Origin of the sequence: Gilliamella sp. BG2 (assembly GCF_046635645.1) — a bacterium.
Taxonomy (GTDB): Bacteria; Pseudomonadota; Gammaproteobacteria; order Enterobacterales; family Orbaceae; genus Gilliamella; species Gilliamella bombi.
In genome coordinates this window covers 1-10998 of sequence record NZ_JBIDFF010000041.1, presented here as the reverse complement: position 1 = coordinate 10998, position 10998 = coordinate 1, and the positions used below count along the sequence as shown (strand labels likewise).

General features: G+C 34.5%; 8 protein-coding genes. All 8 read right to left on the bottom strand.

Features of this window, described 5'->3' with window-relative positions; all coding sequences use genetic code 11:
* Nucleotides 1-176: 176 nt before the first annotated feature.
* Nucleotides 177-998: a M23 family metallopeptidase gene (locus ACGH6Q_RS11390; protein ID WP_411592857.1), complete on the bottom strand. Its 822-nt coding sequence runs from the start codon at nt 996-998 to the stop codon at nt 177-179.
* Between the two features lie 267 nt (nt 999-1265).
* Nucleotides 1266-2171 carry a hypothetical protein gene (locus ACGH6Q_RS11385; RefSeq protein WP_411592856.1) on the bottom strand — a complete coding sequence of 302 codons (906 nt, stop codon included), beginning with the start codon at nt 2169-2171 and terminating at the stop codon, nt 1266-1268.
* A gap of 28 nt (nt 2172-2199) precedes the next feature.
* Entirely contained in the window at nt 2200-4134 is a 1935-nt protein-coding gene (locus tag ACGH6Q_RS11380; RefSeq protein ID WP_411592855.1) for a peptidoglycan-binding domain-containing protein, read from the bottom strand.
* Between the two features lie 73 nt (nt 4135-4207).
* Complete coding sequence (locus tag ACGH6Q_RS11375) at nt 4208-4732, bottom strand: hypothetical protein (protein ID WP_085166143.1); 525 nt, start codon at nt 4730-4732, stop codon at nt 4208-4210.
* Nucleotides 4733-4753: 21 nt separating this feature from the next.
* Nucleotides 4754-6136 (bottom strand): peptidoglycan-binding domain-containing protein, encoded by a 1383-nt coding sequence (locus ACGH6Q_RS11370; protein ID WP_411592854.1) that lies wholly within the window; start codon nt 6134-6136, stop codon nt 4754-4756.
* 214 nt (nt 6137-6350) lie between these two features.
* Nucleotides 6351-7169, bottom strand: a complete 819-nt coding sequence (locus tag ACGH6Q_RS11365; protein ID WP_411592853.1) for a hypothetical protein — start codon at nt 7167-7169, stop codon at nt 6351-6353.
* Nucleotides 7170-7183: 14 nt separating this feature from the next.
* Entirely contained in the window at nt 7184-10585 is a 3402-nt protein-coding gene (locus tag ACGH6Q_RS11360; protein ID WP_411592852.1) for a M23 family metallopeptidase, read from the bottom strand.
* A gap of 17 nt (nt 10586-10602) precedes the next feature.
* A partial coding sequence (locus tag ACGH6Q_RS11355; RefSeq protein WP_411592851.1) for a DUF2345 domain-containing protein occupies nt 10603-10998 on the bottom strand: 396 nt, incomplete at its 5' end.

Genomic DNA, 10998 nt, shown 5'->3' with positions numbered 1-10998 from the left:
TCACTGGCATTTATGTTAATGTGGCTGCCAATGTATTGTTGAGTAATTTATGTACAGCAAAGATCAACAGCCCCTAACAAATAATAATGATTATCATTAGATGCATAAGTAAAATATGGTACTAAAAACATTAAAATACATCCAAACAAGAAATTTTTCATTTTTCCACTCCTAATTTATTGAGGTTCTTCCCCAAATGAATTTCGATATCCCTGCTTTAAAAGCTCCAGTGGATCTAATAAATCTTTGCGTCTTTCATAAGGTTTATTCGCTTTATTACTTAATGGCTTTTTCAAATTTAACCCACTTTCACCTGAATAATATTCTAAATGCAACATGTAAATAATTTTTCCGGATAAGACCATTAATGGAGTATCGTCATCATTTAGTAACTTACCTGTTTTTGCAAGTACAGTACCTTGCTCAACAGAATCGCCAACTTTGAGGTTTTTAATACTTGACTTATTTACTTCACCATAGCGAATAATAAATTCTCGTCCACTATTGGTATGATGCTTGATCGTTATCTGATGAGTTTTACAATAAAAATCTCTAATATCTAATACAACACCATCACATATTGCAACAATTTCTGCGTTAGGTTCAGTATATAGATCTCGTCCCGCATGTTTCCTTTTACCACCACTACGATTCGATCCAAACATTGTTTGATTATCATTTTTAGTCCAATTAAATCTTTTACCAAATTGCATATCAAAATTGTTTATTGGTTTTACTTTTAATGGGAAAATAATTTCAGTACTTCTAATATTAAAATAATCCACCATCGCTACCGGATAAATAAACCACGCCTTGCCGTCAGTTGATAGATTGGATAGTTTCGGTGTATTAGTATTCGCATCGCTTTGTCCTGTGCTAGTTGTTTGATTTTGGGCTTGTGCCTGTGTCACTTGTTTCCACCACAGTGACGGTTTAATGCGCTGTGCTTTTTCTAGTTGCCAGTTTGATTTGACATGTTCATGCGCTTCGTCCACCACGTCTAAGGCAAAATCACGGAGGTAAGGCTCGGTGATGCCAAGCTCATCTAATCCCGCTTCAATAAGTGCTTTTTGTTGTTTTTCTTCTTCAAATAATTGGACTATCTGTTTCCATTTACTTAAATCCGCATAACATTCACTTTCATAATCAACTAATAATAAAAAATTAAATGTTTCGGTGAAAATGTCAGCTTTTTTCGTTATTCCGTTAAAATGTTTAGTTCAAATATAGCCACATTAATAACCTCGTTAGGAAAGCAGCTGTTTTTATTTTTCTACTTTAATAAATTTTCCTTTATTATTAATGATATAATTTGTTTTATCTAATAATTTAGGTAAGTTATTATCTCGATATTCAACCTTATTAAGAGTAACAAGGTAATTCTTATCAATAGCATATTCAATCAAAGTTACTCCTTCTTCCATCTCATAATTTTCGCCTATTTCTAATCTATCAATAATATTTAAATCATCTGATAAGCTGATTAATGATAATTTAGGATAACCAGCAATGGAATATGAAGATAATAATATCAATTTTGTTTCTTTGTCTGTTTTTAATTTTATTGCTTCCAAATTACCATCATCTATCATCCCTTTTAAAAAATAATTAAATTCATCGGGCATGGACAAAAAACCATCTTTTTCATCTGGGGGAAAGTAGCGATTGGCTAATGGTAGATTAGCTGTATTGAATTTGTTATATAAATCCGAAAAATCATGATGTATTTTTTGTTTATCTTTAAAGGTTAAAATAAATTCGTCATTACTAAATAAAAAGAGATAATCAGACATAAGTGCCAAAGATTGGTTTAAATTATACTGTTGTGGCAAAGTCATAAATTTAAAATATTGTTTTTTTTGTTTATTATCAGTTAAATTTAAACGTTCTAATTCTTCTTGCAATAAGCTATGAACATTTGGTGATAATTTTTCTTTTGTTTCTCGTACTTCAATCACATTATGTTCGTCAATTATTAGTTTATTATTTGAACTTTTAACTGATATATTTTTTGTTCCTTCAAGTAGTGCCAGTAATTTTTCGATTTGAATTGAATGATCTGATAAATAAGTGATATCAACTAATTGCCATTTTATCTCATTAGCATTTGTCATTAATGGAAAAAAACAATACAAACATACAAAGATAAATCTAGTTGTAATTTTTAACATTATTAACCTCTTTTATAATTTATTTAGGTTATTTATTAATAAGTGTAATTAATTTTTCTTTATTTAAAGTAGTAGCATCAGTACAAAAATATTCATCTAATAAATATTGTTTTTCAAATGATCTAACATCCATATGAATCCAACTATAAGTATATCCAATTATAGGTTTGTCATTGGCATCCAAGCCTATTGGTTCTGTTGTAAAAAGGTTCTTTTCCTTCCAATTATCTTGTGCGTTAAGATAAGTCTTAAAAAAGTTATCACGAATATATAGTAAAGGTGCAATATTATTTTTATTTAGTCCTCCGATAGCCCATGTACCTTTATAAAATTGAATATCTAATGCTTTTCCTCTGTGATTAGCTGTTTTTCCATCTGTGTGGGAATGACAGCGATAACCAGATGAAATTAATCTAAATTTATAAACATCTTGTCTAGCTAAATAAAAGTTTAATGCACAAAGACCAAATAATAATGATCTGTGTATACCAGGAAATTCATAAGTATTATATCGTTCTGGTGAAGTATTTGTTCCTAAACCATTACCAAATCCACTACATTTTTTAGGGGAACATTTACATTTAAGTTGTAGCCAAATTGTATTATTGATTGCATATTCCTCCTGAAATTCATCAATCGCTTTTATTACATTCATATCCACTACGCCCGTTTCGTCGACTTGCATATAATCACGTTGAAACTGTTTGATCATATTTTCGGTTCTTTCGGTAAATTCATCTGTTGGCACATTGCCACCAAATCCAGCAAGTCTGATATTAATTTCCCGAATAATGTCATCTTTATCCCCCTTTTTGAAAAGGACAGTGTTTCCTGAAAAATAATCCACCATCGCCACAGGATGAATAAACCATGCTTTGCCGTCAGTTGATAGATTGGTCAGTTTAGGGGTATTGGCATCGCTTTGTTCTGTGCTAGTTGTTTGATTTTGAGCTTGAGCTTGCGCCTGTGCTTGTGCCACTTGTTGCCACCACAGTGACGGTTTAATGCGTTGCTCTTTTTCTAGTTGCCAGTTTGATTTGACATGTTTATGCGCTTCGTCCACCACGTCTAAGGCAAAATCACGTAGGTAAGGCTCGGTGATGCCTAGCTCATCTAATCCCGCTTCAATAAGCTCTTTTTGTTGTTGCTTTTCTTCTTCAAATAAGTCATCAATTTCGTTCCATTTGCTTAACGCTTCATCGGCATACCATTCACTTTCATATTTTACCAGTAAATGCCCTATCAACTCCGCCGTCCAACTTGTTCGTAACGCCGCTTTGAATTGTTCTTTGGTAAATGGATTCTTATTATTTATTTCTAATAATTGTAAAAACTCTTTGACTTTATTTTTTCCCTTATCTGGTAGAAATTTCCATAAATAATGATTATAGCCAGATTGCGCTAAGATTCGTAGTACCGTTAACATCGCTTCTGTACAATCTTCAATATCTAGCCTTGTACTTCGGTTTGTACTAAGTTTCTTTGTTAATTCACTTGTTGTTGCTTTTTCTTCTATCGTTTCAAACCCAGGCCAGTGCCATGGACTACGCCGTTTGATATGCGCTTGTGCATTGTCTTTTATATTCACCCAACCTTGTATTGGTAGCATTTGCTCATCAAGTGCCGTCACTTGTGCCCAGGTTGTGTTTTCATCCTCTATCGCTATCAAGCCGTCATTTTCTAATGAAATGAGGGACACGGTTCTAGGATAACATACCGTATTACGTTTCTTTTCTTGAGGCGAAAGGCTGTTATCTAATGATAACGGAAAATCACGCCAATAACTTACGCTTGAATTGAGTTGCCCATCTTCGCCATTAAGGTGTAAGACTTTACTGGCGGCTATCCAGTACGGCTTGTTTTCAATCATAAAGCGAATAGTATAAAAACCCTCATCATTTACAGGCTCAGAATCTGCACTCGATAACGTAACATTTAGCACAAACCATAAATAATTCGCCAATTATCCGAAGATTTTTTCATCAACTATGACTGATGACGTAATAAAATTCAGGAATGATAAAAATAAAATGTATTTAATTATTGTTGGTTTTTTCTTTAAGGTATCCATCTTGATTTAAATAATAATGCTTAATTGTTAAATTATTATCATATTCTGTTGTAACGGTAATGATAAAATCCTTTGAGATAGTAAAATATGTTTTTTCAATTAGATTTTCATTATTTCCTGGTTCGTACCATTCACCTTCAACGTATAAATCTGATCGTATTTGATTATCTTTTATTGTCAATAAATAAAGTCTGTAAGGAAAATCACCACAATCCTGTGGTACCAAAATCATATTAATGTCATTTTTTGATGGTAGAGGTATATAACGAAAATCTATTTCACAATTCCATGATGCCAAATCTTTAATCTTACAATTTTCATTACTGGTTAAATTATATTGTTTATTTTTATGTGCTTTATTTAATGGTAAAGTATCTGTGCTTTTTTCAAAACAGGGATTTTTATTATTTTGTTGAATAGGGGGTTCTTGTGCATATGCAAAAAAAGGAATTACACAGAATACTAAATAAATTATATAGTTATTTATCATAATATATCCTAAAATTATTTATTAGCTATTTTTGCAATAATGAGCCAATGGCTTACCATTTAACGTTTCAGAATCTTTACAAAAATATTCATCTTTTAAATAAATTTGATCAAACTGTCTTACATCATAATGTACCCAACTCGTTGCTCCTTTTCTAGCTGATTCTAAATTAAACATATTTTCTTGACCGGCTAGCCAATCCCATTTTGCTCCTAAATATTTATTAAAAATATCTTTCCTCAACTTATTCATATCGTCGCATGATCTTGTCCTGACACCATTTTTATTAAAATGTATATCTAAAGCTTTTCCTTTATGGTTTGTAGTTCGTCTATTTGTTTGAAGATTTCGATCATAACACCTATATCCTGATGAAATTTTTCTAAAACTATAAACTGAATTTTCTTTTTGTAAGTAAAATATTACGGCTTTTAATGCCCATAATAATGATCTGTGTATACCAGGATACTCATACCTATGAGTTGCTTCTAATTTTACACCGTAGTACATATCTTTATGTCTACTTTTACCAAATCCATCACACAATCCACAGGGACAAAACATTTGTTCGTCATCAGTAGGAGGTTTTTTTACCCATTCATTGCTTGGTAAATCATATTTAACAGAAAACTCATCTATAGCCTTTATCACATTCATATCCACAACGCCCGTTTCCTCGACTTGCATATAATCACGTTGAAACTGTTTGATCATATTTTCGGTTCTTTCGGTAAATTCATCTGTTGGCACATTGCCACCAAATCCAGCAAGTCTGATATTAATTTCCCGAATAATTTCATCTTTATCCCCCTTTTTGAAAAGGACAGTGTTTCCTGAAAAATAATCCACCATCGCCACAGGATGAATAAACCATGCCTTGCCGTCAGTTGATAGATTGGTCAGTTTAGGGGTATTGGCATCGCTTTGTTCTGTGCTAGTTGTTTGATTTTGAGCTTGAGCTTGCGCCTGTGCTTGTGCCACTTGTTGCCACCACAGTGATGGTTTAATGCGTTGTGCTTTTTCTAGTTGCCAGTTTGATTTGACATGTTTATGCGCTTCGTCCACCACGTCTAAGGCAAAATCACGTAGGTAAGGCTCGGTGATGCCTAGCTCATCTAATCCCGCTTCAATAAGCTCTTTTTGTTGTTGCTTTTCTTCTTCAAATAAGTCATCAATTTCGTTCCATTTGCTTAACGCTTCATCGGCATACCATTCACTTTCATATTTTACCAGTAAATGCCCTATCAGCTCCGCTGTCCAGCTTCGGCGTAATCCTTCCTTTAAATCTCTATCCGTAAAAGTCGGTGGCGGTAGGTTCTTTTTCCGTTGTGTTGAATATATCAGTGTCCCTGTCAAAATTTGGTGTAGCGCTCTCATCGCTGGCGTGTAATCGGCTAAATCCAATTTAGCTACTTTATTCTTGCCAACCTTATCTGATAATTCACCTACCGTGGCTTTTTCTTCTATCGTTTCAAAACCAGACCAGAGCCAAGGGCTAACAACTTTTATATGCTCTTACATATTTTCTTCTATATTCCCCCAACCTTGTATCAGCAGACTTTACTTATTATCTCCGAGTAACCTTAATCCACTAAAAACTACCATTTTGTATCATTTTTTAATCTGGCGAAAGTTTGGTTATTAATTTTGTTCTATTTCCTTGATTAACAAATGTGTAATAAGTCTCTCCACCATCGAAATATTGGGCAATCTCTAGCTTATTTTTCCCTTTCCATTTATATTCAACTTCAACTCTCATATAATCATCTTCGTAAATATCCGAAAAATCTTCCCCCTGTTTGATTTTTTTTCTAAATAAATTTGAAGGATCAAAACTCATTGCTTCATATACATCCAATATTGTCATGTTTTGATAATAACAAATATCAGTAATATCCATGTCAACTCGTTTAGTTTCAAGGCATTTAACATTATTATGATAATTATTGATATTATTTTCTTGTTCTTCTGATAAACGCTTAAAAAAAATCAATTCATTTTCGTAAGGTATCATTAGATTATTATTATCAAGTAAAATAATATTCATATGATCACTGCTATTACAAATATTTGATGAACTATTTCTATCATTAGTATAAACTTTGATAAAATTTCTGAAGGTTAAATGATGTTTTCTTAACTCATTATCATAATCTTTAAAAAAATCACTTTGATTTAATTGCTTATTGATATCTTCCCAACTTTCTTTCATTTGTTTAAAATCGCATCCCCAAAGAACTATTTTATCTTGATTCAAAAAAATCAGATTATCTAATTTTGTAACTAATAACTTGCCTTCTTTTGTTTGTAGAAGTTGCTCACTTAAATTATCCTTCATCAACATATAATAATTATTTTTAGCCAAATTAATATCTGATGCATAAGCGACATAAGGCAATAAAATTATAAATAAATTTATATACAAAAATTTTAACATTTTACTCCTCCAAATTATTGAGGTTCAGATGAAAATGAATTACGGTATCCTTCTTTTAATAATTCTAGAGGGTCTAATAAATCTGCACGCCTCTGGTATGGCAAGTTTGCTCTATTAGTTAATGGATTTTTTAAATCTAAACCGTTTTCACCTGAATAATATTCTAAATGCAACATATAAATAACGTGACCATCAATAGTTAATAATGGTCTATATTTTTTCGTTTGTTTAGAATTAATTTTAATTTCAATGGTATGGCCACTTTTTTCACCAACTTTGAGTTCTTTTAATAATAATCCTGTTTTTGCAAGTACAGTACCTTGCTTAACAACATCGCCAACTTTAACATTAATACTTTTATGATCTACCTCGCCATAACGAATAATAAATTGACGTCCATTACTCGTTTTATGTTTTATTGTTATTTGATCGGTTTCTGAATAAAATCCACTAATTTGTAGTACAACACCATCACATATTGCAACAATTTCTGCGTTAGGTTCAGTATATAGATCTCGTCCCGCATGTTTCCTTTTACCACCACTACGATTCGATCCAAACATTGTTTGATTATTATTTTTAGTCCAATTAAATCTTTTACCAAATTGCATATCAAAATTGTTTATTGGTTTTACTTTTAATGGGAAAATAATTTCAGTACTTCTAATATTAAAATAATCCACCATCGCCACCGGATGAATAAACCAAGCCTTGCCGTCTGCGGATAGATTGGATAGTTTTGGTGTATTAGTATTCGCATTGCTTTGTTCTGTGCTGGTTGTTTGATTTTGATTTTGAGCTTGCGCCTGTGCCACTTGTTTCCACCACAGTGATGGTTTAATGCGTTGTGCTTTTTCTATTTTCCAGTTTGTTTGGATGTATTTAAATGCTTCATCCACCATTTTTAAAGCAAAATCACGGAGGTAAGGCTCGGTGATACCAAGCTCATCTAATCCCGCTTCAATAAGTGCTTTTTGTTGTTGTTTTTCTTCTTCAAATAAGTCATCAATTTCATTCCATTTGCTTAACGCTTCATCGGCATACCATTCGCTTTCATATTTCACCAGTAAATGCCCTATCAGCTCCGCTGTCCAGCTTCTGCGTAATCCTTCTTTTAAATCCTTATCCGTAAAAGTCGGCGGCGGTAGGTTCTTTTTCCGTTGTGTTGAATATATCAGTGTCCCTGTCAAAATTTGGTGTAGCGCTCTCATCGCTGGCGTGTAATCGGCTAAATCCAATTTAGCTACTTTATTCTTGCCAACCTTATCTGATAATTCACCTACTGTGGCTTTTTCTTCTATCGTGTCAAACCCAGGCCAGTGCCATGGACTACGCCGTTTGATATGCGCTTGTGCATTGTCTTTTATATTCACCCAACCATGTATCGGTAGCATTTGCTCATCAAGTGCCGTCACTTGGGCCCATTTTGTGTTTTCATCCTCTATCGCTATCAAGCCGTCATTCTCTAATGAAATTAGGGACACGGTACGAGGGAAACATACCGTATTACGTTTCCTTTCTTGAGGAGAAAGGCTGTTATCTAATGATAACGGAAAATCACGCCAATAACTTACGCTTGAATTGAGTTGCCCATCTTCGCCATTAAGGTGTAAGACTTTACTGGCGGCTATCCAGTACGGCTTGTTTTCAATCATAAAGCGAATAGTGAAAAAATCATCATCATGCGCAGGTTCAGAATCTGCACTCGGCGAAGTCGTATTTTGTCCCTTTCCGCCAGCAATTAACTCAACTTTATCGGGTATATCTGCCTCGGTTAATTCTGGGTACTTCTGCATTACATACTTTTTCTCACTTGTGGTTAAGGTGTACGGTTGCGGTGACGAGCTTTTTGCCTGTATCTTTCCATTAATGCCATTAATCACCTTGCCAATCTCAGTGTCGAATAACGGCTGCTCGGTTGAAGCATGAAAAAATCTTGAGGGAAGATTGACGGTATAGACCGGTTTGATTTTAATATAGTAGCTCTCGGTAGTGTCGGTAAAATGAATCGCCACCTCAGAGCTTAACCAACCTGCTGGTTTAGCGGCTTGAACTAATTGCGCCTCTTTTTCAACTAATATGATAGTCTTTTCACTTTCAGGCAACTTGTCCGCTAAGGCTCGGGTTTTAGTGATAAACGCAGGCAAATCATCACAGGTCAATAATTCAATATGTGCCATTTGCGGTAATTGATTGTCTAACGCCCGTTTCATGTTCGATAACGGCGCTTCTTTAGGCTCGTCAAAACGTTGGGATTGGCTGACATTATGGCCGATATAACCTATAAAGTCGCCTTTATTAATTGGTACAGGCGTTTTTAATACCACGACTTTATCTAATTTTTCAGGTTTAAGCTGGGTAATTATCAGTGAGGTTAATTTGACATACCCCTTATGTGGCGCATCATTCCCGCCATTTTCAGCAACCAATACCGCCGGCACATCACAATTATCAATTTTACGGATTTTAGCATAACCATTTTCTTGTCCATCCAATTCAAACGTTGCCGTTTGAGGTAAATACGTTAACTTTTGAGTTTCATTAGCAGCGCCATAAACAGCAAGGCCTTTTACTTCAACTTCGGGGTCGCCAACTTTTTTATTATCTTCCTTGCAGATTTCATAGTCTTTATTAGCTTCCGCTGTCTTTCCTGTCGGTCTGTCGGCGGCTGTGGCGCCAATATCTTTATGCCAAACATAACCAGTAATATTGCCCAATTCAGTTTGAAACCCATTTGGCGTTACCACCGTGCCGGTGGTTATTGACACAATTTTATACCAACCAGGCTTACCCTCTTTTTGTTCACCTAAACGAACTTTACTACTCTTTAGTAATAAGCCAACAACTTTTGTACCACTTCCTTTTTCCCGTATCACGCTACCCGCAATGGTTTCTGTTTTTTTTTCATCAACTTTTCCTGCTCCCACTTGCCAATAACAAGGATAATCAACCTGACTACTATTTTCCTGAATTTTTTGCTGATAACCATACCAATCTAGCTGATGCATATATAAACTGTATAAGGTTATTGAGGGTGGCGTGTCGGTTGAGTCTGTAATTTTTGGCATTTGTAACAGGTGTCTAACTAAGGTAAATCCCGTTGAGAAATACGCCACTTTTTGCTGTTCTTTATAAGGCGTTTTTAGCTCAACATTGTCCAGATAGACTATTTTATGGTAAATATCATCGACTCGATAAGCAACCACTTCGCCATGAGCCATACAACGCAATTTACCGTCATTATCAACTTTCTTTAGTACCCCTTCATCAATATGGAACCCCCCATGCCATATCCCATTTTCACCAAATGGATAAAAGCCACTACTTGCTTCTGCTAACGCTTTATAATAAGCGTCTTGGCTGAGTTGTTTTTCACCCACGGGAAAGTTGAAATTATCGATTTTTTTTATGGTCATGTTTATTACCTTATTCCTTATGCCGAAAAGCCTTTCGAGTTAAACGATACATGTTTTTTTAATAAGACTTCGAGCTCTTTATTCTTGTTATTTAGTTTTGCTGATAATTGATTACTCGCTGGCCCCATCTTCTGGAACACATTACATTTAAGATAAATATTATCCTGTGTGCCAAGTTCAATGCCTTCACTGCTGATTTTGATATAAGAGCCACCACAAATAAGGGTGAGGTTGTCTTTGGCGGTAATGGTGACTTTGCCATCGACACTATCCACTTTGATATCTTGCTTGGCAGCCATATTGAGGTTGGCATTTTGGGCTTGCAGGTCGATATCACCTTGGTTGGCAAATAGTTTCATCCCCGATTTTTGGGCAAATAAGCCAATCGCCTCGCCCGATGAGAGGGTGACATT